Annotated in this window: 19 protein-coding genes; 8 read left to right on the plus strand and 11 right to left on the minus strand. The window is 74.8% G+C overall.

The genetic code is table 11. The annotated features are described in order from the left end of the window. Positions 1–164 precede the first annotated feature (164 nt). The 4 genes from ACGFIR_RS29090 to ACGFIR_RS29105 all read right to left on the minus strand — a co-directional run bounded on the left by ACGFIR_RS29090 (position 165) and on the right by ACGFIR_RS29105 (position 3719). The gene (locus tag ACGFIR_RS29090; RefSeq protein WP_393008124.1) at positions 165–1160 is read right to left on the minus strand and encodes a DUF1702 family protein; all 996 of its coding nucleotides are present in this window, start codon (positions 1158–1160) and stop codon (positions 165–167) included. A 189-nt stretch (positions 1161–1349) separates the two neighbouring features. Beyond that, positions 1350–1958, minus strand: coding sequence for a copper resistance protein CopC (locus ACGFIR_RS29095; protein WP_393008122.1), 609 nt, complete (start codon positions 1956–1958; stop codon positions 1350–1352). Next, on the minus strand, positions 1955–2533 hold the full coding sequence (locus tag ACGFIR_RS29100; RefSeq protein ID WP_393008120.1) for a hypothetical protein: 579 nt from the start codon (positions 2531–2533) through the stop codon (positions 1955–1957). Before ACGFIR_RS29100 ends, ACGFIR_RS29095 begins: the two co-directional genes overlap by 4 nt. Before the next feature lie 112 nt (positions 2534–2645). Further along, positions 2646–3719: a carboxymuconolactone decarboxylase family protein gene (locus ACGFIR_RS29105; protein WP_393008118.1), complete on the minus strand. Its 1074-nt coding sequence runs from the start codon at positions 3717–3719 to the stop codon at positions 2646–2648. A gap of 196 nt (positions 3720–3915) precedes the next feature. Here ACGFIR_RS29105 and ACGFIR_RS29110 point away from each other — a divergent pair, with 196 nt between their 5' ends. The 6 genes from ACGFIR_RS29110 (at position 3916) to ACGFIR_RS29135 (ending at position 11329) form a co-directional block, all read left to right on the plus strand. Further along, the gene (locus ACGFIR_RS29110) at positions 3916–4977 is read left to right on the plus strand and encodes an NAD-dependent epimerase/dehydratase family protein (protein WP_393148409.1); all 1062 of its coding nucleotides are present in this window, start codon (positions 3916–3918) and stop codon (positions 4975–4977) included. A 401-nt stretch (positions 4978–5378) separates the two neighbouring features. Then, positions 5379–5948, plus strand: a complete 570-nt coding sequence (locus ACGFIR_RS29115) for a DUF5987 family protein (RefSeq protein WP_393008194.1) — start codon at positions 5379–5381, stop codon at positions 5946–5948. After that, the gene (locus tag ACGFIR_RS29120) at positions 5945–7579 is read left to right on the plus strand and encodes a GMC family oxidoreductase N-terminal domain-containing protein (RefSeq protein WP_393148411.1); all 1635 of its coding nucleotides are present in this window, start codon (positions 5945–5947) and stop codon (positions 7577–7579) included. The genes ACGFIR_RS29115 and ACGFIR_RS29120 overlap by 4 nt, the downstream gene beginning before the upstream one ends. Before the next feature lie 103 nt (positions 7580–7682). Continuing rightward, positions 7683–8765, plus strand: a complete 1083-nt coding sequence (locus tag ACGFIR_RS29125) for a hypothetical protein (protein WP_393148493.1) — start codon at positions 7683–7685, stop codon at positions 8763–8765. Next, positions 8749–10437, plus strand: coding sequence for a DHA2 family efflux MFS transporter permease subunit (locus ACGFIR_RS29130; RefSeq protein WP_393008112.1), 1689 nt, complete (start codon positions 8749–8751; stop codon positions 10435–10437). Before ACGFIR_RS29125 ends, ACGFIR_RS29130 begins: the two co-directional genes overlap by 17 nt. A 97-nt stretch (positions 10438–10534) precedes the next feature. After that, on the plus strand, positions 10535–11329 hold the full coding sequence (locus tag ACGFIR_RS29135) for a TIGR03084 family metal-binding protein (RefSeq protein ID WP_393148413.1): 795 nt from the start codon (positions 10535–10537) through the stop codon (positions 11327–11329). A gap of 108 nt (positions 11330–11437) precedes the next feature. Here ACGFIR_RS29135 and ACGFIR_RS29140 read toward each other — a convergent pair whose 3' ends face one another. Further along, complete coding sequence (locus ACGFIR_RS29140; RefSeq protein WP_393008108.1) at positions 11438–12502, minus strand: glucose-1-phosphate thymidylyltransferase; 1065 nt, start codon at positions 12500–12502, stop codon at positions 11438–11440. Between the two features lie 467 nt (positions 12503–12969). Between ACGFIR_RS29140 and ACGFIR_RS29145 the strand changes: the two genes are divergently transcribed. After that, positions 12970–14688 carry a nitrite/sulfite reductase gene (locus tag ACGFIR_RS29145; RefSeq protein ID WP_393148415.1) on the plus strand — a complete coding sequence of 573 codons (1719 nt, stop codon included), beginning with the start codon at positions 12970–12972 and terminating at the stop codon, positions 14686–14688. Then, complete coding sequence (locus ACGFIR_RS29150; protein WP_393008104.1) at positions 14685–15398, plus strand: phosphoadenylyl-sulfate reductase; 714 nt, start codon at positions 14685–14687, stop codon at positions 15396–15398. Before ACGFIR_RS29145 ends, ACGFIR_RS29150 begins: the two co-directional genes overlap by 4 nt. A gap of 52 nt (positions 15399–15450) precedes the next feature. On the opposite strand, the gene ACGFIR_RS29155 is transcribed toward ACGFIR_RS29150, so the two are convergent. From ACGFIR_RS29155 to ACGFIR_RS29180, 6 genes are read right to left on the minus strand one after another with little or no spacing between them, the layout of a single operon-like run. Next, complete coding sequence (locus tag ACGFIR_RS29155) at positions 15451–16686, minus strand: MFS transporter (RefSeq protein WP_393148417.1); 1236 nt, start codon at positions 16684–16686, stop codon at positions 15451–15453. Next, entirely contained in the window at positions 16683–19004 is a 2322-nt protein-coding gene (gene treY, locus ACGFIR_RS29160; RefSeq protein WP_393148419.1) for a malto-oligosyltrehalose synthase, read from the minus strand. Before treY ends, ACGFIR_RS29155 begins: the two co-directional genes overlap by 4 nt. Next, on the minus strand, positions 19004–20506 hold the full coding sequence (gene malQ / locus ACGFIR_RS29165; RefSeq protein WP_393148421.1) for a 4-alpha-glucanotransferase: 1503 nt from the start codon (positions 20504–20506) through the stop codon (positions 19004–19006). The genes treY and malQ overlap by 1 nt, the downstream gene beginning before the upstream one ends. Continuing rightward, positions 20487–21905, minus strand: coding sequence for a glycogen synthase (locus ACGFIR_RS29170; protein ID WP_393148423.1), 1419 nt, complete (start codon positions 21903–21905; stop codon positions 20487–20489). Before ACGFIR_RS29170 ends, malQ begins: the two co-directional genes overlap by 20 nt. Further along, on the minus strand, positions 21902–22636 hold the full coding sequence (locus tag ACGFIR_RS29175) for an HAD family hydrolase (RefSeq protein WP_393008095.1): 735 nt from the start codon (positions 22634–22636) through the stop codon (positions 21902–21904). Before ACGFIR_RS29175 ends, ACGFIR_RS29170 begins: the two co-directional genes overlap by 4 nt. Then, entirely contained in the window at positions 22636–22911 is a 276-nt protein-coding gene (locus tag ACGFIR_RS29180) for a MoaD/ThiS family protein (protein ID WP_393008093.1), read from the minus strand. Before ACGFIR_RS29180 ends, ACGFIR_RS29175 begins: the two co-directional genes overlap by 1 nt. Positions 22912–22924 lie beyond the last annotated feature (13 nt).

The raw sequence follows: 22924 nt of genomic DNA on the forward strand, positions 1-22924 counted from the left end.
CGCTGAACAGGGATGGACAGCTATTTCGATGATGGCAAGAGCGCGAACGGTTGATTTCTTCAACCTTGCGCATTCATCGCAACAATTCGAAGCGTGCACCTGGACCGCGGACTCGTCGATCCACGGGCGTGCGGCGGCGCCACGGCGGGCGACGCGGGCGGTCCTCAGTGGTCGTGACCGACGCCGGCCGGCTCGAAGTGCGCACGGACGTTGCGCCGCCACAGCTCGTACGCCGGCAGCCGCCCGGCCGTCTCCGCGCGGACCGCCACGTCGTCGGCGAGGGCCGCGGCGGCGGCCACGCTACGCCCGCCGAACGCGTGCATCGCCGCCTCGCTGTGCGCCGGCACGTGGCCGGCGTGGCTGCGGGCCTTGGCGGCGAAGACCGCGCCCTGGGCCAGGTCCGGCGCGCAGTCGCCGGCCTCGGCGCGCAGCGCCGCGAGCGCCTCGGCGTCGGCGCCCCCGGCGAAGGTGGCGGCGAGCCCCACCCCGCTCCACAGGTCGCCGTGCCGGTCCGCGGCGAAGGCCCGCACGGCCCCGGCCACCTCGGCGGTACGGGCGCCGTGGATGAACCACAGCGCCCGCCCGAGGCCCTGGTCGGTGGCCCGCGCGAAGTAGTCCCCGTGGCCCTGCCAGGGGTACGCCGCCAGCCGCTCCTGCCGGGTCACCCACCGGTCGAGGTCGAAGTAGGCGCGGTCGAATCCGTAGCCGTCCACGGCCAGCCAGGTCATCGTCGGGTGGTACGGGGAGCCCGTGAGGTCGGGTACCACGTGCCGCCAGAGGGGCCGCGGCAGGCGCGCCATGGCGAACCCGATGCCGATGTAGGCGAGGAAGAGGTGCGGCGCGCCGGGCCCCCGCAGCAGGTCCCGGGTGCGGGTGCCGCGTCGAGGGCCCATCACGTCGAGGATGGTGCAGGCCATCGTGGCGCCCTCGTACGCGAAGCCCAGCAGTTCCCGGTCGACGAGCGCGAGGCGGCGCTCCAGCTCCCACGGGTCGCGGGTGTCGATGCCCCACTCGAACCCGCAGACCACCGACTGCGGAACCGCCTCCAGCCGGCGCGTGACCTCCGTGGCGGGGCCGGGGAAGCCCCGGTGCGCGAAGGTCACCTCCGCGAGCGTCGGCGCCATCAGCAGTCGACGCACGGAACCCAGTACCGTCGGCATGGCAGATCCCCCTGTCGGTACGACGACGCCGGCCCCGGCCGGCGGGTGACTTCATCGTCGCCGCGCGCCGGCCGGGGCCGCCTCTTCTGCTGTGCGCTCATCCGCCCGCCGCAGCGGGGTGGTGGGGGCTGCCGCGCGGACCGTGACCGGCCGCCGCGTCGCCGCCGACGTGGTCGCCGTCGGCCCCGGTCACGGGCCCGCGACGGGGCCCGTCCCGCGTCGCGGACGCAGGAACATCAGCAGCAGTGCCACCCCGACCAGACCCAGGTCCAGCAGGAGGAGCACGCCGTTGATGCCGTCGATGCGGGCGTGGTCGTGGCCGCCGGTCGCGTCGTCGATCGGTGCGGCGACGGAGCCGGCCGGGACGGCGCCGGGGGTCACCGTGAACCCGGCCAGGCCGGCGATCTGCCGGCCGTCGGGCAGCTGGGCGCGGTAGCCGACGCGGTAGGTGCCCGGCCCGGCGTCGCGCACGGGCACGACCAGACGACCGTCGCGGACGGCGGGTCGCCCGGTCGAGACGGTCGCCCCCGACGGTCCGGTGACGGCCAGGTGCAGGTTCTCGGCCGACTCCGCGCCGCCGAGCGTGAGCGTCACCTCGGCGGGCGCGGCCCCGACGACCGACCCGTCGCCCGGGTCCAGCATCAGTTGCCGGCTCTCGGCCGGGCTGCCGAAGAGAAGCAGCGCCAGGACCGACAGCACGACGCCGGCCGCCACGACGATCGCCGCCCGCTGCACCGCCCCGACCGACGTCGGCGGGGTGGGCGGTTCGGGTGGACGGGCGTCGTCGACGGCGGTCACGACAGCTGCGCCGCGGCCTCGGGCTGCCGGCAGCTGCACCACATCCGCTCGGCCTCCGCCGCGGAGGGTCGCAGGTGCAGGTACATCGCGATCACCATCGGCACGAAGACGACCGTGTTGTAGAACAGGTGCAACTCGACGCGGGGGATCACGACCTGGAGCAGGCTGGTGGGCACGGGGCTGTCGAACAGGTGCCGGCCGGTCTGCGCCTGCAACAGCAGCAGCAGGTGCTCGATGTGGTGCCAGAACTGGATCGCCACGGCGAGGGTCCACCAGCTCCGGCTGCGCCCGACGAAGCCGGGTCGCAGCATCCACATCCCCACGAGCATCACGATCGCGTAGCCGTAGTGCAGCCACTCGGAGCTGACGAGCCACGGGAACGGCATGCCGAGCACGCCGCGCGCCTCCGGCCGCGACCAGCCCAGGCCCCAGATCTGGTACGCCTGCACCAGGTGCTCGGCCCAGTGGGCCAGCACGACCAGGAGAAAGAGATTCAGAGCCGTCCGATGGTGCGCTCCGTTCAGGGTCGCCCACCGCCCGGACGTCCCGGGCAGCCTCGTCTGATTGCTGGTCACGTTTCCTCCTTGAGGGGTGACGGGCGCGCGAGAACGCCTCGCCTTCGCCCAGCGTCCCGACCACGCCACGCCGGCACGTCTCCGATGTTGCTGAGTTCGGGTCGGGATTCCGTCAGACCGGCTCCGGCGAGCCGGCGGGGGCGTACCACGCGCCGACCCGTCGGGCCGCCGCGAAGCTGGCCCAGGCGACCGCGTCGACCAGCGCCGCGTCGCCCGGCTGGTGGCGGCGGAACTCCGTGACCACCTCCTCGTCGACCTGGTAGGAGGCGAACGCGGTCAGCAGGGCCAGGCGGCCGGCGGCCCGCTCCGCCTCGGGCAGCGGCGCGATCAGTCGTTCGCACCACTGTCGACTCAGGCCGGTCTCCTCCCCCCGCCAGGCGTCGAGGCGTTCCGCGACGAGGTCCCGGACGGCCGGCGGGACCGCCCGCTCGCCGGCCGCCTCGAACGCCGCGTAGGCGCGGGCCATCGCCTCGGCCACGTGCGGACTGCCCACCGCCCAGCCGGCCTCCGCCGGCAGCGGCGCCGGTGGCAGCAGCCGTACGGAGCGGCCCGGTTCCCTGGCCTCGCGCAGCGTGCCCTGCAGGACCCAGCCGATGCCGCGCTTCAGGCGCCGCCGTGCCCGTGGCGCCAGCCCCGGCGGGAGCAGGAAGTTGGAGAGGAACACGTTGACCACGCGGGCGACGTAGTGGAAGCCCACGACCACGCCGACGAACTCCGGGCGGTCCCGCTCCGGAAACGGCAGCACCGGCCGCGAGGTCTGCGGCTGGTGCGCCGTACGGGCCCACTCGGCCGCGTCGCGGATGCGCCGGTCGGTGATCTCGGTGAGCCGGTCGGCCACGATCGCCTCCGCGTCGTGCTCCGTGGAGAGCTCGTAGAGCCCGACGCTGTGCATGTCCACGCAGTACGGGCAGATGTTCGCCACCGACACGGCGGCGGCCACCGCCTCCTTGGTCGCCCGGTCCACGGTCTGCGTCGGCAGCAGCGGCTCCCGCATGACCATCCAGTACGCGGCCAGCACCTCCGGCGACGGGGAGTGCAGCTGTGCGGGCGGCACGACGAGCTGCATCTCCTGCGCGACCTGGGTGTAGACGCTCTCCACCAGCCCCTGTGCGGCGCCCTGCGGAACCGGCGTGACGTAGTTGACCTGGCGCTGGACCACCGACGAGGCCACCCGACGAGCGATCATGATCTGCCTCCTGCTCTTGCGCCGCCCCGCCGGGCGGTCACGACGACGGCTCCCACGACTGCGGCAATGCCAGTATTGGGAGTCCGACGGCGCAGGCCACGCGTTCGGCGCCGGTTGAGCACCCTCGGAGAAGGAGCCCTGGCCGGGGCCCGCTGATGATGGGCGACGACCCAGTCCCCCACGTGCGGGAGTCGCAATGCTGGTCCTGGTAACCGGTGGCACCGGATTCATCGGCTCCCACTCGACGGCGGCCGTCCTCGACGGCGGCCACCGCGTCCGGATGCTCGTACGCGACCCGGCCCGCGCCCGCCGGGTGCTGGCCGCGCTGGGCGTCGACGCCGGCCGGGTCGAGCTGGCCACCGGGGACGTCACCGACCCCGTCGCCGTGGCCCGGGCCGCCGACGGCTGCGCCGCCGCTCTGCACGCCGCCGGTGTGTACAGCTTCGACTCCCGGGACCGGGCGCGGATGGCGGCGGTCAACCTGCGCGGCACCGAGGTGGTGCTCGGGGCGGCGCGGACGGCGGGCCTCGACCCGATCGTGCACGTCTCCACCTTCGGGGCGCTGCTGCCGGCCACCCGGTCGCCGCTGACCGTCGACTCGCCGGTCGGCGCGCCCCGGGAGGCGTACCTGCGCAGCAAGGCCGCCGCCGAGCACGTCGCCCGCCGGCACCAGGAGGACGGCGCGCCGGTGGTCATCACCTACCCGCTGGCCTCGCTCGGGCCTGACGACCCCCACCTGGGCGACCAGACGACGCGGGTACGCAACGTGCTGCGCGGGTTCATGCCGCTGTGGCCGACCGGTGGCTTCCCCGTCGGCGACGTGCGGGACGTCGCCCGGCTGCACGCGGCGATGCTCGAACCCGGCCGCGGTCCCCGCCGCTTCCCGGCCCCCGGCCGCTACGTCACGACCCGCGAGTTCGTCGAGGCGCTGCGCCGGGTCACCGGGCGGGCCCTGCCCACCCTCCGGCTCCCGGCGTCGGCGCTGCTGCCGATGGGTCACCTGGTCAGCGCGGCGCAGCGGCTGTCGCCCGTACATCTGCCCGCCGAGCACGGCGCGATCTATCTGTGCGCCGCCGCCCGCCCGATGGACGCCACGCCCACCGAGGAGCTGCTCGGGCCGACGGGCCGGTCGCTGGACGAGACGATGGCCGACACCGTGCGCTGGCTGCACCGGACCGGCCGGCTGAGCCGACGCCAGGCCGGACGCGCCGCCCTCCCGGCGACCGCCGCGCCGCACCGGACCACCGACCGGGCCTGACCGGCAGGCGCCGTCCGCGCCGTCGTTGGCGCGTCGGGGGGACGGGCGAGGAGGTCGCGCGCGCCGGCGGGGCGGCCGGAAGCCGCGCGCCGGGTAGTTCCGCGCGCCGGCCCGCCGGCGGGAATTGTCGTGCCGCGCCGCCGGCGGCAATTCTTCCGCGCCGACCGGCCCCGGCACCGAAAGACGTTCCTCAGCAAAACAGAAGATGCGTCCCACCTGCGTCGGTAGCCACGATGATGCAGAACTTTTCGCCCACCATCCGCACCGCGCGGGACCATTCCGCGCGACCACCATTCAATTCCTTGTTTCCGTCGCCCTTACCGGGCGGCGGTCAAGGCTGCCCGAAAAACGATTCGGCGGGACCGGGAACCGACGTGCCCGCCCAGAAGGAGGTAGCCGCCGTGCAACCGGAGACACCCGAGGAACAGCAGGCACGCGTACTGACGCTGGAGGCGTTCGCCGACACCATCATCCCCGGGGCGAAGCGGTCCGCCGACGACCGGGCGATCGCCGGCGTCTCGTCCGACGGCGGCGCCGTCGAGTCGGGGGCGCTGGCCCTGATGGAGGACCCGGCCGGCGGGGTGTCGCTGATGCTGGGGACGCTCAGCGAGGCCCTCAACGCGCACGCCACCGGGTACGCCGAGGCGAACGGCCTGCCCCTCGACCCGGCGGTGCCGCCCTTCGTCGCCCTCGCGTTCGACCACCGCACCGCGTTGCTGAGCCACCTGCTCGCCCCGGACAACCCCGAGAAGGAGATGTGGGTGGGGCTCGCGCTGTTCAGCAACATGGCCTACGACAGCGCAGCCCACATGAACACGCGCGACGCGCTCGCCGCGGGGCATCCGGGGCTGCTGGCGATCGGCATCACCCGACCCGACGACGACGGGCTGTGGCGGTTTCCCGAGTACTCGTACGGACGCCCGCTGTCGCGACTGCACCCGCACACCACCCCCACAGGGAGCCCGGCATGACCAGTAGCGCAAGCACCGACGTCGTGGTGATCGGCAGCGGCTTCGGTGGGGCGATCCCCGCGTACCACCTGGCCGCGGGCGGGGCGCGGGTGGTGGTCCTGGAACGTGGACCGTGGCTGTCCAGCGAGGAGTTCGACCACGACTTCAAGCTCGGCTCGTCGTACACCCGGATCTTCGACTTCACCGTGGGCGACGGGATGAGCGTGCTCGGCGGCAACTGCGTCGGTGGCGGCAGCGTCGTCTACTTCGCCACCATGCCGCGCGCGCCGCGGTTCGTCTTCGAACGGCAGGGCAGCATCGGCCGGCGGATGTGGCCGGCGGCCATCACCCGCGACAGCCTCGACCCCTGGTACGACCGGGTCAGCGAGGCGCTCCCCATCACGAAGCAGAGCTGGGACAAGGTGCCGTACGCCGGCGGCCTCTTCGCGGCGGCCTGCGCGCACGCCGGGCGCACGGCCAACCCGGTGCCGTCGGCCGTGGACGTCGACAAGTGCACCAACTGCAACTGGATGATGGCCGGGTGCCGCTTCGACGCGAAGCGTTCCCTGCTGCTCAACTACCTGCCGGGGGCCCTGGCGCACGGCGCGGAGATCCGGCCGCTGCACGAGGTGCAGCACCTCTCCCGCACCGATGACGGCGGCTACCGGGTGCACTACCGCATCGTCGACGCCGAGGACTACCGGATCCTGCACGACAGCGGGACGATCGACGCCAAGATCGTCATCGTGGCCGCCGGGGCCGGGGCCACCCCGGTGATCCTGCAACGCTCGGAGCCCACCCTGGGCACGATGCCCACCGCCGTCGGCCGGTACTTCTCCGGCAACGGGGAGCGGCTCAACACGGCCGTCTTCGACGACGACCGGGTCCGGGAGGTGCTCGGCCTCAGCCGGCCCGACGGCAGGGGCTACGACGCCAACCAGATCGGCCGCGGGCCGACGGTGGCGACCTGGGACCGGCTCGACCCGGACCTGCCCGAGTACGAGCGGTACTCGCTGGAGCAGCTCTTCTTCCCGCTGGGGCTGGGCACGATCCTCGCCCAGGTGCCCGACGCGCAGGGCCCGAGCTGGTTCGGCCTGGAGAAGAAGGAGATGCTGCGCCGCTGGCAGTCGTGGCTGACGCTTTTCACGATGTCGGAGGACGACAACGAGGGCGTCTTCGGGCCGCCGCCGGCGACCGGCAACGCCGACCGCATCTCCCAGCAGATGCTCGGCCGGGGTCCGCTGCGCTACCGGCCCACCGCCAACACGCTGCGGGGCTGGGCCGCCGCCGACGCGGACGCCAGGGACATCCTGGAACGCGACGGGCTGGCCCGGGTGATGCCGTGGACCAACGACGTGGTGGGCGCGTACACGGTGCACCCGTTGTCGTCCTGCCGGATCGGCGACGACCCGGCGACGTCGGCCCTCGACGACCGGCACGAGCTGCGCCAGCACCCCGGCATCTTCGTCACCGACGGCTCGGCGGTGCCGGGCGCGCTCACCGTCAACCCCGCCCTCACCATCGCCGCGCTCGCCGAACGCGCCGTGCCCGGCATCGTCCGCGCGGCGCAGGAGCGCGGCGTGCCGGTCACCTACCACGGCTCGCTGCCCGAGGGGACGGCCAGCGCGGTGCCCCAGGTCGTGCCCAGCTAGGACCACGACGGGCCGGGGGCGCCGTCCCGCCCCCGGCCCGTCGCCCGCCCGACCAGGAAGGAAACCGATGGGCAGGCGACTGGCTCGGGTGACGAGCCGCACCATGCTGACCCACGTCCGGCACGTGACTCCCGTCGCCCCGCGAGCCGCCGACGGGCCCGTCGCGCGGGTCTACCGGCAGATGGCCGACGACTTCGGCGTCCTCGCGCCCCCGGTGCTGCTGCACTCCCCCGCCCCCGACGTGCTGCGCGCCTGCTGGCTGATGCTGCGCGAGACGCTGCTCGCCGAAGGGCTGGTCGGCCGCGACGCGAAGGAGGTGGTCGCCGCCGCCGTCTCCGAGAGCAACCGGTGCCCGTACTGCGTGGAGGTGCACGGCGTCACCGCGGCCGGGCTGCTCCGCGACACGGACGGGTGGCTGGCGGCCGAGATCGGCGGGATCGGCGACCCCCGGCTGCGGGCGCTGGCCGAGTGGGCCCGGCACAGCGGGGCCGTCAGCCCGGCGCGCCGCCGCCCGCCGCCCTTCCCGACGGAGCACGGGCCGGAGCTGATCGGCGTGGCGGTGGCCTTCCACTACCTCAACCGGATGGTGAGCGTCTTCCTCCAGGACTCCCCGTTGCCGCCGGCGCCAGCCGGGATCCGCTCCGGGGTCCGGCGCACGGCCGCCCGCATCATGGGGGCGCTGGCCCGGGCCGGACGGCCACCCGGACATTCCCTGGAGCTGCTGCCGCCCGCGCCGCCGGAGCCCGACCTGGCCTGGACCGTCGGGCAGCCGCACGTGGCCGCCGCCTTCGCCCGCGCCGGTCAGACCGTCCGACGCGCCGGCGAGGCCGCCCTGCCGGAGCACGTCCGGCAGCGGATCCTGGCCTGCCTGGACGACCCGCCACCCCCCGAACCGGGCGGGGGCCGGTGGTTCGACGCCGCCGTCGCCGAGCTGACGCCGGCCGAGCGACCCGCCGCCCGACTGGCGCTGCTGACCGCGCTCGCGCCGTACCGGGTCACCGACGCCGACGTCGCCGCCTGTCGCGACGGCGGCACCGACGACGCCGCCCTGGTCACGGTCACCGCCTGGGCGAGTCTGGCCGCCGCCCGCCGGATCGGCGCGCGGCTGCACGCGGACGGCGTGGTGCCGGCCCCCGGCGTCGACGCCGCCGTCGGGGAGGAGGCCTCCCGTGCGGGCGAGTCGTGACGCGCCGCGGGCCGTCGACCCGCCGCCACCGCGGCCGGGCGCCGGCAACCCGTGGGCGGCCCTGCTGGTGCTGTGCCTCGGCAACTTCCTCATCCTGCTGGACACGAGCATCGTCAACACCGCCGTGCCGGACATGATGCGGTCGCTGGACACCGGGATCGACAGCATGCTGTGGGTGCTCAACGGCTACCTGCTGGCGCTGGCGTCCCTGCTCATCGTCGCCGGGCGCCTCGGCGACCTGTTCGGCCCGCGTACCGTCTTCATGGCCGGCATGGCGGTGTTCGCGGTGGCCTCGGTGCTCTGCGGGGCGGCCCAGTCCCCGGGGCAGCTCATCGGCGCGCGGGTGGTGCAGGGCGTGGGCGCCGCGGCGCTGCTGCCGCAGGCGCTGGTCCTCATCTCCGGCATCTTCCCGGCCGCACGGCGCGGCGCCGCCTTCGGCATCTTCACCGCCGTCGCCGGCGTGGCCGCCGTCAGCGGCCCCACCCTCGGCGGGCTCGTCATCACCCGGTTCGGCTGGGAGTGGATCTTCTACCTGAACGTGCCCCTCAGCGTGGCGGGCGTCGCCCTGGCCTGGTGGCTCGTCCCGGACCTGCGCACCCGCCGGCCGCGCCACCTCGACGTGGTCGGCGTGCTCCTGGCCACCGCCGCGCTGCTGGGCCTCATGTACGCCCTCATCGAGGGCGAACGGCACGACTGGGGCACGGTGTGGGGGCCCGTCGGCATCCCGGCGATCCTGGCCGCCTCGGCGGTGTGCGCGGCGGTGTTCGTGCTGCGCGAGCGCCGGCAGCGGGAGCCACTCGTGCCGCCCGGCCTGTTCCGCCTCGGCAACTTCGCCCCGGCGACCCTGATCACGCTCGTCAGCTCGTTCGGGCTGTACGGCTTCCTGCTGGTCTTCGTGATCGAGACGCAGTCGCTGCTCGGCATGAGCCCGCTGGAGTCGGGCCTCGCCGCGCTGCCCTGGACGCTGGTGCTCAGCGCCGTCGCGCCGGTCGCCGGACGGCTCACCGACCGGCTCGGCGGCCGACGCCTGCTCGCGGGCGGGCTCACCGTGTACGCGCTCGGCGTACTGGGCATGGCGGTGCTGGTCACGCCGCACTCCACCGCCGGCACGTTCGTCGTACCGCTGATCGCCGTCGGCATCGGGATGGGGGCGTCCATCGCGCCGACCACCACCGAGGCCATGCGGGAGGTGCCCGCCCGGTTGGCCGGCGCCGCCGCGGGCGTGCTCAACACCGCGCGCCAGGTCGGCGGCGCGCTCGGCGCGGCGGTCGTCGGGGCCGTGCTGCAACACCGGCTCGCCGACACCCTGCCGGAGGCGGCCCGCGCCCAGGCGGCGACGCTGCCGCCCGAGGCCCGGGCGGCCTTCCTGGACGGCTTCGGCGCCGCCCAGGAGGGCATCCGGCTGGGCGCCGGCCAGGCCGGCGGGTTCGTCGTGCCGGCGGGAACCCCGCCGGAGGTGGCCGACCGGTACCCGGCGCTGGCCGCGGACGCCTTCGCCGCCGCGTTCCTGCCCGCCGTCCGGCCGGCGCTGGCCGTGGTGGGAGGCGTCCTGCTGCTCGGCAGCCTGTTCGCGTTGTGGATGCGCGCGGCGGTACGCGCGCAGGCGCCGGCGGGAACGGGGCCCTCCGCACAGTGGGAGAAGACGATCGCACCGCCACCTGCCGATGATTGAGGCGGCGGCGCCGACGCGACCGCCGGTTCCCCGTCGACCATCGGGCGCGCAGCGCCGGCGACGTGCACCCCGACACCCGCACCGAGAGGATGAGCGCGTGACAGAACAGGATGTGTTCGCCGCCCTGGAGGCCGAGGGCGACGACGTCGACCGCATGGTCGCCGACCTGGACGACGCGGGGTGGCGGACGGCCACCCCGGCCGAGGGCTGGACGGTCGCGCACCAGATCGCCCACCTGACCGCGACGTTCCGGATGGCCGGGCTGGCCGCCGCCGACCCGGACACGTTCCGGGCCCTGACGTCGCGCCTGAGCGACAACTTCGACGCGAACGTGAACGCCGCGATGGCGCCCTACCTGGCCGAGCCGCCCGCGGGGCTGCTGAGCCGGTGGCGTACGGAGCGGGCCACCGCGGAGAAGGCGCTCGCCGCCGTGCCGCCCGCGCAGCTGGTGCCCTGGCTCGTCCGGCCGATCCCGGCGGCGGTGCTCGCCGCGGCGGGGATGATGGAGCTGTTCGGCCACGGCCAGGACATCGCCGACGCACTCGGCGTACGCCGCGAGCGCACCGACCGGCTGCGCCCCCTCGTCGAGTTCGCCGTGCGCACGTGGGACTTCGGTTACCAGGCGCGCGGCCTGAGCACGCCGGACATCGCCCTGCGCTTCGAGATCACCGCGCCGTCCGGGGCGGTCTGGCGGTTCGGTCCGTCCGACGCCGAGCAGGTCGTCACCGGTCCCGCCGCCGACTTCTGCCTGCTGGTCACCCGCCGCCGGCACCGCGACGACCTGTCGGTGACGGCGGTGGGCGCCGACGCCGAGCACTGGCTGGACATCGCCCAGGCGTACCGGGGGCCGGCCGGACCCGGGCGGGCTCCCGGGCAGTTCGCCGGCTCCTGAGCGTCCGTGCGCCCCGGCGGACTCCGCCGGGGCGCACCGCCAGGTTGCCCGCCATGACGAAGGGGCCGTCCGTCGGACGGCCCCTTCGACCGGTGGCGCGGCTGGTGTTCAGCCGACGATCTCCACCCGGGAGTGGTCGCCCACCAGCATCCGGTTGCCCCGCTCCGGCCCGCCGCTGCCGACCGTGGCGGCCCGGCCCACCAGGGAGCGCCGCAGGTCGCGTACGGCCGTGATCCGTGCGCCGTCCATCACGATCGAGTCCGCCAACTGGGTACGGCGCAGCACACAGTCGCGCCCGACGGAGGTGTGCGGGCCGACGGAGCTCTCCTCGACCAGCGTGCCGGCCCCGATGATCGCCGGTCCCTCGATCCGCGACCGGAGCACCCGGGCGCCGGGCTCGACGACGACGTCCCCGTCGAGCACGCTGGCCGCGTCGACCTCGCCGGCGACGAGGCCCCGCAGGCCGCTCAGCATGTACTGGTTGCAGTCCAGCACGTCCTCGATCTGGCCGAGGTCCTTCCAGTAGCCGGCGTACTCGCTGGCCCGCACGGCCGCGCGCCGGTCGACCAGCCACTGGATGGCGTCCGTGATCTCCAGCTCCCCGCGGGAACTGGGGCGGATGCCGTCGACGGCGGCGTGGATGGCGAGCGTGAAGAAGTAGGCGCCCACGATGGCGAGGTCGCTGCGCGGTTCCTGGGGCTTCTCCACCAGGCGGACGACTCCGCCGTCACCGTCCAGCTCCACCACGCCGGAGGCCCGGGGATCGGCGACCTTGTGGACCACGACGTCGGCGGCGGGGCGGTCGCGCCGGAAGCGCTCCGCGACGTCCGTGACGCCGTCGGCGAGCAGGCAGTCGCCGAGGAACATGGCGAAATCGTCGGCGCCCAGGAAGGGGCGTGCCACCTGGACGGCGTGCGCCAGCCCGCGCGGCTGGTCCTGTCGGATGTAGGTGAGGTCGAGGCCGAACCGCGAGCCGTCGCCGACCGCCTCGGAGATTGCCCGGGCCTGGTCACCGACGACGATGCCGACCTCGCTGACGCCGAGTGCCCGCACACCGTCGAGCACGTGTTCGAGCACCGGCCGGTTCGCCACCGGGATGAGCTGCTTGGGCATGGAGTGGCTGAAGGGCCGCAACCTGGTGCCCGTCCCGCCCGACAACACAAGAGCCTTCATGGACGTCCTCTCCTTTGCGCGGTACGCCTGCGGCCCTCGGCGCGCGTGCGCCTGGGGCGCGATCCGCCCACCCGGACGGTGGCGTGCGGGCGTCCCGCGCCACCGGCACCGACCGACCCGCTCCCGTGGCGGCGGTCGCTGGCGCCCCGCACACGATGATCGGCGTCGGCGCACTTCATTGTTGGAGCGCCCCCACGGCCGCCGCATCTCCGGGTTTGCGCTGCTGTGGCCCCGGTCCGGGGCGGCGCGGCCGGCGCCTGCGGGGCGGGAGGCGACGGCGGTACGCCAATCCCGCTCGCGGCAATCCTGAAGGTGCGAGCCGTCAGCGGGCGGGCAGAGGATTCCAGCAGGGCCGGCGCCTCGACACGTCCCACGACGCACGGGAGGACGGCGCGAGCGGCCCGGTCCCCATCCACGGCTGACCCACCACGCCCCGTCGCGGGCCTCGTCCCGCCGAAGGATGTGACATGACGTACGTCCGCCCCGACCGCGCGTCGCCCCCGGGCAGCCGCGTCAAGCCCGGCGTCGCACCGGCACCGATCCTGCGCGGCGAGGGGCAGTGGGCCTTCGGGCACGCCGAACCGCTCAACGACAACGAACGGATCAAGAAGGACGACGGCCCGCTGAACGTCCGCTGGCGCATCGAGAACGTCTACTCGCGGCGGGGCTTCGCGAGCATCGAGCAGAGCGACCTGCACGGCCGGTTCCGCTGGTGGGGGCTGTACACCCAGCGTCGTCCCGCCACGGCCGCCGGCGCGCGCGCCACGCTGGACCCGCACGACCTCGACGACGAGTACTTCATGATGCGCATCCGCACCGACGGCGGGCACCTGGACCTGCCGCAACTGCGGACCGTCGCCGACGTCTCCGTCCGGTACGCCCGCGACAGCGCCGACGTCACCGACCGGCAGAACATCCAGTTGCACTGGATCCGGATCGAGGACGTCCCGGAGATCTGGCGCCGGCTCCAGGCGGTCGGGCTGAGCACCGTCGAGGCCTGCGGCGACTGCCCCCGGGTCGTCCTCGGCAGCCCGGTCGCCGGGATCAGCGTGGACGAGGTCGTCGACGCCACCCCCGCCGTACGCGCGATCGTCGAACGGTTCGTGGGCGACCCGGCGCTGGCGAACCTGCCGCGCAAGTTCAAGTCCTCCGTGTCGTGGTTGCCCGACGTGCCGTACGAGGTCAACGACCTGTCCTTTCTGGGGGTCGTGCACCCCGAGCGCGGCCCCGGCTTCGACGTGTGGGTCGGTGGGGGCCTCTCCACGGCGCCGATGCTGGCGCGCCGCCTCGGCGCCTGGGTGCCCCTCGACGAGGTGCCGGACGTGTGGGCGGCGATCGTCGAGGTCTTCCGGGACTACGGCTACCGCCGCCTGCGCAACCGGGCGAGGTTGAAGTTCCTCGTCGCGGACTGGGGAGTGGAACGCTTCCGCGCCGTCGTCGAGGGCTACCTGGGCCGCCCCCTCGTCGACGGCCCGGCGCCGGCCCTGCCCGCCGCACCGGTCGACCACGTCGGGGTGCACCCGCAACGCGACGGGCGGTACTACGTCGGTGTCGCGCCGCTCGTCGGCCGGGTGTCGGGCACCCGGTTGGCGGCTCTGGCGGGCGCCGTCGAGCGGCACGGCGGCACCTGGATCCGGCTCACGCCGTACCAGAAGATCCTGGTGCCGGACGTGCGGCCGGACCGCACGGACGCGCTCGTCGCGGCGCTGCGGGACATCGGCCTGGAGGCGCAGCCGTCGCCCTGGCGCCGGTCGACCATGTCGTGCACCGGCATCGAGTTCTGCAAGCTCGCGGTCGTCGAGACCAAGGGGCGGGCCGCGGCGCTGGTGCGGGAACTGGAGAAGCGGCTGGCCGACGTGCCGGTCGACCTGACCGTCAACGTCAACGGATGCCCGAACGCGTGTGCGCGCACCCAGGTCGCCGACATCGGCCTCAAGGGACAACTCGTGCGCGGCCCGGACGGCCAGCAGGTGGAGGGGTTCCAGGTCCACCTGGGGGGCGGCCTGGCGTTGGCGGCCGGTCAGGCCGGCGCGTTCGGGCGCAAGCTGCGCGGGTTGCGGACCACGGCGGAGGACCTGCCCGACTACGTCGAGCGGCTGGTCCACCGCTATCTCGCCGGGCGTCGGAGCCCGGCGGAGACGTTCGCCCAGTGGATCGGGCGGGTCGAGGAGGGCCAACTTCGATGATCACGACAGGACGATCTGCCCGGTCCGGCGCCGGGCTGCCCGAGCTGGCGGAACAAGCCGGCCACGAACTGGAGGACGCGCCGGCCGAGGAGGTCCTGCGGTGGGCCGCCGACGCCTTCGGGCCCCGGTTCTGCGTCACCAGTTCCCTCGCCGACACGGTGCTGATCCATCTCGCCGCGCGAACCGTCCCCGGGGTGGACGTGATCTTCCTCGACACCGGCCTGCACTTCCCGGAGACCTTGGCCGTGCGGGACCGGGTGACGGCGACGCTGCCGGTCACCCTCCGGTCGGTCCGTCCCGAGCTCACGGTCGCCGAACAGGACCGGCGGTACGGCCCACGCCTGCACGAACGCGATCCCGACAGCTGCTGCGACATGCGCAAGGTCCAGCCGCTGCGCGCCGCGCTGGAGCGGTACGACGCCTGGGCGGCGGGGCTGCGCCGCGACGAGTCCCCGAGCCGGGCCGACACCCCGGTCGTCCACTACGAGCACGCGCGGAGGAAGGTCAAGGTCAATCCGCTGGCCCGGTGGACGGACGAGGACGTGGCCCGCTACCTGGCCCGCCACGACGTGCCGGTCAACGACCTACGCGCCCGGGGATACGCCTCGATCGGCTGTCAACCGTGCACCCGGCCCGTACGCGACGGCGAGGATCCCCGGGCCGGGCGCTGGGCCATGTTCGACAAGACCGAGTGCGGGCTGCACACCTGACGGCGGGGCCTCGCAGTGCCGACGACCGCCGTCGAGCGCGCCAGCGCCCCGCTCACCGCAGCGCGTCGGCGCGCTCGACGGCGGTCGTCGGCTCCTCGGCCGGCGGCCGGCGGCGCAGCAACGGCACCGGGATCAGGGACACGACCCCGGCGGCGACCGCCAGCACCACGTAGTTGGCGTGCGCCAGCACCACCCCGGCGACGACGCTGGCCACGGCCGAGGCGGCCCAGACGAGGGCGTCGACCCGGCCCTGCACCGCCCGCCGGGCGGCCGGGGTCAGCGCCTGGGTGAGCAGGGCGCTGCCGCCGACGAAGGTGAGGTTCCAGCCCCAGCCGAGCAGGAAGAGCGAGATCACCAGGCGGGTCACGCCGCTGCCGTGGGCCGTCGGCCACGACGCCACCACGACGGAGGTGACCAGCGTGCCGATGCCCATCAGGATGGCGGCCCGGCCGCCGAAGCGGTCCGAGAGGTGGCCGGAGAGCGGCGCCAGGGCGAACATGCCGATCATGTGGCCGCTGAGCACCACGCCCACCGCCGTGAGGCCGTGGTGGTTGCTGCTCATGTGCAGCGGCGTCATGGTCATCAGGGCGACCATGGCCAGCTGTCCGGCGATCATGGACACCAGCGCGACGGACACCGCGGGGTGCCGCCACACCTGCGCGGGGGTCGCGTCGGTGGCGCCCTCCCGGGCAGCGGTCCGGGACCGGGGCATGGCGGTGGAGGCGAGCACGCAGACGCCGGCCGCCAGCAGGGCCACGAGGTACGGCCCCGCCAGGTCCGGCAGGCCCAGCCGGTTGGCGGCCGTCGCGCTCGGATCCAGCAGGTTGGGCCCGAAGATCGCCCCGACGGTGCCCGCCCAGACGACGACTCCGACGGCCAGCCCCTGGCGGCGGGGCGGGTACAGGTCCGCCGCGCAGTACCGCGACAGCTGTGCCCCGCCGTTGCCCACCCCGAGCAGCACCATGCCGAGGATCAGCAGCAGCACCTGCCCGGACGCCACCGCCGCGCCGGCGACCGCCGCGCCGACGATCGCGACGAGATAACCCAGCGACAGCGCCCAGCGGGTGCCCCGGCGGGCCATCAGCGCCGCCAGCCAGAGCGTGCCGGCCGCCGTGCCCAGCACGCCGGCGGCGTTCGGCACGCCGCTCCACGTCTCGGTCAACCGCTCCGCGCCGATCAGCGTGGACGCCGTGCTGGCCCCCACCATGGCGGTGTTGGTGGCGGCCACCCCACCGAGCAGGGCCGCCATCGACCGTCGCCGGCCGGCCGTCTCCACGTCGACACTCATGATCGTCCTTCCTTGCTGAGCAGGGCCACCGGCAGGCGGCCGAACAGGTCCCCGACGCGGGGCGCCGACGTGCCCACCGGCGTGCCGGTGAGCACGTCCACCCAGCCGTCGGGGCCGCCGGGCAGGGGCAGCACGGTGTCGGCCCAGCCGCCCCGCTCGGCGAGCCGTACCGGCAGGCGGGTGGCCAGCGCCACGACGCCGTCGGGACCGCCGCGCGAGAAGCCGACCAGGTGCCGCGCCGCGACACCCTCGGCGTGGACCGGGCGGTAGCCGCGGAACAGCCGGGGGGCGTCCCGGCGCAGCCGCAGCACCCGCGAGGTCACCAGCAGCTTGGCCGCCCCCGTGTCGTCGACCGGCGGCGTCCGGCCCGCGTCGATCTCCGCCAGCAGCCGCCGGCGGACCGCGAAGTCGACGGGGCGGCGGTTGTCCGGGTCGACCAGCGAGTAGTCCCACAGCTCGGTGCCCTGGTAGACGTCGGGCACCCCGGGACCGGCGAGCTGCAACAGCTTCTGGCCCAGCGAGTTCGACCAGCCGGGCCCGGCGATCCGGTCGACGAAGGCACGGACCTCCGCCGCGAGGGGAGCGTCGGCGAGCACCCGGGCGGGCCAGCCCGTGACGCCGTCCTCGTAGGCGGGGTCGGGATCGTGCCAGTTCGTGCGTACCCGCGTCTCGCGGGCGACCTTGAGCAGGTAGGCGGAGAGCCGCTCGGGACCGATCGGCCAGGCGCCGAGCAGGGTCTGCCAGGCCAGCGGTTCGAGCAGGGGGTCGCCGAGCGGCTGCCGGGCCGACCAGCGACGGAACCGCTCGGCGTACGCCTCCGGCAGCTCGCTGAGCACCGCCAGGCGCGCCCGTACGTCCTCGGAGCGCTTGGTGTCGTGGGTGGAGAGCGTGGTCATGGTGGTGGGCCAGCCGGCCTCCCGGGCCGCGTTCGCCGCGTGCAACTCGGCCGGGGACACCCCGAACCGGCCCGGCTCGACGCCCACCTCGTTGACCGCGACCAGACTGTTGTACCGGTAGCTCGCGGTGTCCTCGACGCCCTTGGCCATGACCGGGCCGGTCGCCTGCTGCACCCGCACCGCGAGCGGGCCGGTCGGCCGGGCCAGCATCTCGTCGCGGACGGCGGCCAGGATCCCGCGCAGCCCCGGCCGGCGCCGGGCGGCCCGCTCGACCGCCTCGTCCAGCGCCCAGCGGTGCTGCGGCAGGTACGACCGGTAGACCGGGAACTCCACCAGCAGGGCCCGTACGGCCGCCGCGCGGTCGGCCGCCGGGCGGTGTGGCAGCAGCGCCGCGACGAGCGCCTCCACCCGTCGCGCCTCGGCGACGAGCATCGTCGCGACGACCTGCTCGCGCGCCTCGCGTACGACGTCGGTCAGCGCGGTGCCGGTCAGGCCGGCCGCCTCGGTCAACCGCTCCCGGCCGCCCGGGTCCACGAAGACGCCGGAGACCTCCGCCAGGGCGTCGTAGCCCGTGGTGCCGTCCACCGGCCAGCCCGCCGGCAGCTCCTCGCCGGCGCCCAGCACCTTCTCGACGACGATCCACGCCCCGGGTGCCGCCGCCCGCAGCCGGCGCAGGTATCCCGGGGGGTCGGCCAGCCCGTCGGGATGGTCGACCCGCAGCCCGGTGACCTGCCCCTCGCGCACCCAGCGCAGCGTCTCGGCGTGCAGCGCCCCGAACACCTCCGGGTCCTCCGTGCGCAGGCAGGCCAGGGTGTCGATGTTGAAGAACCGGCGGTACGTCAGGTCGGCCGCCCCCCGGCGCCAGGACACCAGCCGGTAGTGCTGGCGGGCGTGCACCTGCGCCACCGTGCCGTGCCCGGTGCCGGGCGCCAGGGGGAAGCGGTGCTCGTGGTAGACGAGCCAGTCGTCGGCGACCTTCAGCTCCCCCTCGGCCGCCGCGCCGCCGTCGCCGTCGTCGCCGAGCACGGGCAGCAACAGCGGCCCGGCCGAGAAGTCGACGTCGAAGTAGCGGGCGTAGCGCGACCCCGGCCCGTGCCGCAGCACGTCGGACCACCACGGGTTGGCCGCCGCGTCGGCGACGCCCATGTGGTTGCAGACCACGTCGACCACGAAGCCCAGCCCCGCCTCGGCGAGCCGCCGGGCGAGCGCGAGCCGCGCCGGCTCACCGCCGCGCCCCGGGTCGGTGCGGGTGGGGTCCACCAGGTCGTAGCCGTGGGTCGAGCCGGGAACCGCGGCGAGCAGCGGGGAGGCGTAGAGCGCGCCCACACCCAGGTCGGCCAGGTAGTCGGTCAGCGCGACGGCGTCGGAGAGGCCGAGATGGGGACCGAACTGGAGGCGGTACGTGGAGGTCGGTGCCGCCATCAGCCGGTGAACCCCCTGGCCCGTCGCCGCGACGCCCGCCGGTCCCGGCCGTACGTCTCGGTCAGCCGGCGCAGCCGGAACTCCAGGCCCGGCGTCAGCGCCTCCATCCGGAACCGCCACCGCCAGCTCCCCTCGGCCTGCCCCGGTACGTTCATCCGGGCCGACGCGCCCAGCTCCAGCACGTCCTGCAACGGCAGCACGGCGAGCCGGGCCACCGACGCGAAGACGGCCCGCGCCATCGACCAGCAGATGCCGTCGGAGACGTCGCCGAGGTAGCGCCCCACCCGCAGCCGCTGGTCGGCGCTCGACTCCTCCCACCAGCCGAGTGTGGTGTCGTTGTCGTGCGTTCCCGTGTAGGCCACGCAGTCGGTCGGGTAATGGTGCGGCAGGTGCTGGTTCTCGTCGCCGGCGAAGGCGAACTGGAGCAGCCGCATCCCGGGGATGCCGGCGTCGATGCGCAACTGCTGCACCTGCGCCGACGCGGGCCCCAGGTCCTCGGCCAGCATCGCCACCTCGCCGAGTTCCTTGCGTACGGCCTGGAACAGCGACGGGCCCGGACCGTCGCGCCACTGCCCGGCACTCGCCGGACGGCCCACCGGCACGGCCCAGTAGCGCAGGAAGCCCCGGAAGTGGTCGAGCCGGATCATGTCGTACAGCTGGGTCATCCGGCGGATCCGGTCGACCCACCAGGCGTAGTGGTCCTCCGCCATCAGCTCCCAGCGGTACAGCGCGTTGCCCCAGACCTGGCCGTCGGCGCTGAACTCGTCGGGCGGGAATCCGGCCACGGCCGTCGGATGGCCCGCCGCGTCGAGCTGGAACAGCTCCGGGGCCGCCCACGTCTCGCAGCTGTCCGTGCCGGTGAACATGGCCACGTCGCCGATCAGCTCGATGCCGAGGCGGTGGGCGTGGTCGCGGACGGCGGCGAAGTGCGAGGCGAACAGGTACTGCTCGAAGCGGTAGTAGTCGAGCCGGCCGCGTTCGGCGTCGTCGAGCCGGGCCAACGCGTCCGGATCCCGCCGGGCCAGCGGCGCCGGCCAGCTCGTCCACGGCCCGCCGTACCGCTCCCGCAGCGTCATGTAGCGGGCGTAGTCGTCCAGCCACCACGCCTGTTCGCGGGCGAACGCCTCGCTGGCGGCGGTCGGCGTGAAGGCCGCGTACGCCCGGGCCAGCAGGTTGGCCTTGACGGCGCTCGCCGCCGGATAGTCCGCGGTGTCCGGTGGCAGCGCCGGTACGGCCGCCAGGTCGGCGGCGGTGAGCAGGCCCTCGTCGCGCAGCCGCTCGACGCTCACGTAGAGCGGGCTGCCGGCCAGCGTGGAGCAGGTCTGGTACGGGCAGCCGTCCGCGCCCACGGGGTTGAGCGGCAGCATCTGCCACACGCTCTGCTCGGCGGCGGCGAGGAAGTCGAGCCACTCGATCGCGGCCGGCCCGAACTCACCCACCCCGAACCGACCCGGCAGTGAACTGGGATGCAGCAGGATCCCGCTACGTCGGTCGACCGGCACCCGAGTCGTCCTCCCGTCCTGTCCCGTGCGCCGGGGCGGCCGGCGCCCGCACGTACAACCGCTCGTACCGTTCGGCGGCCTCGTCCCACGAGAAGCGGGCCCGCATGCCGCGCTCCCGCAGCCGCGCCCACGCCGGCCGGTCGCCCCAGCACGCGAGCACCCGCTCGAGCAGGTCGACCAGGTCGGGCGGGCGGTAGCCGTCGAACGAGAAGCCGAGCCCCGTGGCGGCGACCGTCTCCGCCATGCCGCCGACCCGCCGGACCACGGGCACCGACCCGTAGCGCAGCGCGATCAGCGGCGCCAGCCCGCACGGCTCGAACCGGGAGGGGGCCAGGAAGGCGTCCGAGCCGGCGTACGCCAACCGGGCGGTCGCCTCGCCGCTGTCCGGGTGGTACGCGACGTGCGGGTAGTAGCGGGCGGCGCGGCGGAACGAGCGCTCGTACTCGGCCCCGACGCCGACGACGACGAGTTGCAGCCCGAGGGCGGCGATCTCGTCGATGCCCTCCAGCAGCAGGTCGACGCCCTTCTGGTCGACCAGCCGGCCGACGAAGGCGAACAGTGGCACGGCCGGGTCGGTCGCCAGGCCGCTGCGCTGCTGGAGCGTCCGCTTCGCCACCGCCTTGCCCGCGAGGTCGTGCACGTCGAAGCGGGCCGGCAGGTGCGGGTCGGTGGCGGGGTCGAAGTCGTCGTAGTCGACCCCGTTGCGGATCCCGTGGTAGTCCTCCCCCCGGGCGCGCAGCAGCCCCTGCAACCCGACCCCGTGCGCGGGCGCGAGGGTCTCGTCCCGGTAGCGGGCGCTGACGGTGGTCACGGCGTCGGCGTACCGGATGCCCTGGGCCAGCAGGTTGCCGGTGCCGTAGCGGGTCAGGTCGAGCTCGTCGGCCGTGTCGTGCGGGAACAACCCCTGGTAGGCGAGGTTGTGGATGGTCATCACGGTCCGCGGGGCCGCGTCGAGGGTACGCAGGTACGCCGGGACGTGCCCGACGTGCCAGTCGTTGCAGTGCACCGCGTCGGGCGGGACCGCCGAGCGGACGGCCAGCTCGGCGACCGCCCGGGAGAACAGCACGAAGGACGGCAGGTGCTTCTCCACGTACCCCTCCGGGCGCTGCCAGTCGGGGTGCTGCGGCGTGCGCAGGGTGAGGTAGCGGACGCCGTCGTGGTCGCCCAGGTCCTCGACGGTGAACTCGGCGCGCGCCGAGCCCGCCGCGACCGCCACGGAGCCGACCCGGCGGCCGTCCGGCAGCCCCGCGTAGCCCGGCAGGAACAGCCGGACGTCGTGGCCCCGGCCGGCCAGCGCCCGGGGCAGGGCCCGCGCGACGTCACCGAGACCGCCCACCTTGACCAGGGGCGCCACCTCCGAGGTGGCGAAGAAGACCCGCAGCGGGCGGCCGGCGCTCACGCCGGCGTCCCCGACAGCGTGGCCGGACCCGTGGCCGTGGACAGGGCCGCGACGGGGGCTCCGGCGACGCGCAGCGTGACCGCGCCCCCGGCCCGGGCGACGCTCAGCGCGGACAGGTCCGGCGCGGTCCAGGTCGCGCCGGCGGCCCGCAGGGTCGGCGCGGGACCGACGCCGACGGTCACCGCCCCGGCGGAGGAGGCCGCCCGTACGCCGCTGGGCGCGTCCTCGACGACCAGGCAGTCCGCCGGGGCCAGCCCGAGCCGGTGCGCGGCGAGCAGGTAGCAGTCCGGCGCCGGCTTGCCGCGTGCCGTCTCGCCCCAGGTGACCATGGCGTCGAAGGCCGCGGCCACACCCAGCTGCCCGACCACCCGGTGGGCCCGGCGCGCGGAGGCGCCGGTGACCAGCGCGAGCCGGACACCGGTGCCGCCGAGCGTGGCCAGGATCTCCCGGGCGCCCGGCACCTCGACGAAGGCGAGGTCGGTCTCGGCGACCCGGACCCGGCGCAGGATGCCCTCCCGCGTGTCGGGGTCGAGGTCGCCGAAGATCGCCGAGACCGAGTGTTCCGGGGAGCAGCCGAGCACGTCGTCGCGGATCGCCGACGCGGACAGCGCCCGGCCGTGCTCGCCGGCCAGGCCCCGCCACAGCGACAGGATGGCCTCGGTCGAGTCGATCAGGACGCCGTCCAGGTCGAACAGCACGCCGGAGAAGACGGGGAGCGGTCCGGCCGACATCAGCCCCCCGCCACGGCGGGCAGGATGGTCAGCGAGTCGCCGTCGCGCAGGCGGGACTCGAGCATCCCGCTGGTACGCACGTCGACGTCGTTGACGTAGAGGTTGACGAAGCGGCGCAGCTGCCCGTCCTCGCCCATCACGCGGCTGCCCAGCCCCGGATGCCGGGCCTCAAGGTCGGCCAGCACCTCGGCGACGGTCGAGCCGTCCGCGGTCACGTACTTGCTGCCGCTGGTGTAGTTGCGGAACACGGTCGGGATGCACACCTCGACGGCCATGGCCGGCTCCTCG

Origin of the sequence: Micromonospora sp. NPDC049051, from assembly GCF_043197575.1 — a bacterium.
In the GTDB taxonomy this organism is placed as follows: domain Bacteria; phylum Actinomycetota; class Actinomycetes; order Mycobacteriales; family Micromonosporaceae; genus Micromonospora.

Coding starts and splice junctions, on each gene's coding strand:
- ACGFIR_RS29175 (WP_393008095.1), bottom strand. CDS start 22,636: ATGTCGGCCGGACCGCTCCCCGTCTTCTCCGGCGTGCTGTTCGACCTG.
- ACGFIR_RS29120 (WP_393148411.1), top strand. CDS start 5,945: ATGACCAGTAGCGCAAGCACCGACGTCGTGGTGATCGGCAGCGGCTTC.
- ACGFIR_RS29155 (WP_393148417.1), bottom strand. CDS start 16,686: ATGAGTGTCGACGTGGAGACGGCCGGCCGGCGACGGTCGATGGCGGCC.
- ACGFIR_RS29180 (WP_393008093.1), bottom strand. CDS start 22,911: ATGGCCGTCGAGGTGTGCATCCCGACCGTGTTCCGCAACTACACCAGC.
- ACGFIR_RS29105 (WP_393008118.1), bottom strand. CDS start 3,719: ATGATCGCTCGTCGGGTGGCCTCGTCGGTGGTCCAGCGCCAGGTCAAC.
- ACGFIR_RS29150 (WP_393008104.1), top strand. CDS start 14,685: ATGATCACGACAGGACGATCTGCCCGGTCCGGCGCCGGGCTGCCCGAG.
- ACGFIR_RS29110 (WP_393148409.1), top strand. CDS start 3,916: ATGCTGGTCCTGGTAACCGGTGGCACCGGATTCATCGGCTCCCACTCG.
- ACGFIR_RS29145 (WP_393148415.1), top strand. CDS start 12,970: ATGACGTACGTCCGCCCCGACCGCGCGTCGCCCCCGGGCAGCCGCGTC.
- ACGFIR_RS29090 (WP_393008124.1), bottom strand. CDS start 1,160: ATGCCGACGGTACTGGGTTCCGTGCGTCGACTGCTGATGGCGCCGACG.
- ACGFIR_RS29140 (WP_393008108.1), bottom strand. CDS start 12,502: ATGAAGGCTCTTGTGTTGTCGGGCGGGACGGGCACCAGGTTGCGGCCC.
- treY (WP_393148419.1), bottom strand. CDS start 19,004: ATGGCGGCACCGACCTCCACGTACCGCCTCCAGTTCGGTCCCCATCTC.
- ACGFIR_RS29125 (WP_393148493.1), top strand. CDS start 7,683: ATGCTGACCCACGTCCGGCACGTGACTCCCGTCGCCCCGCGAGCCGCC.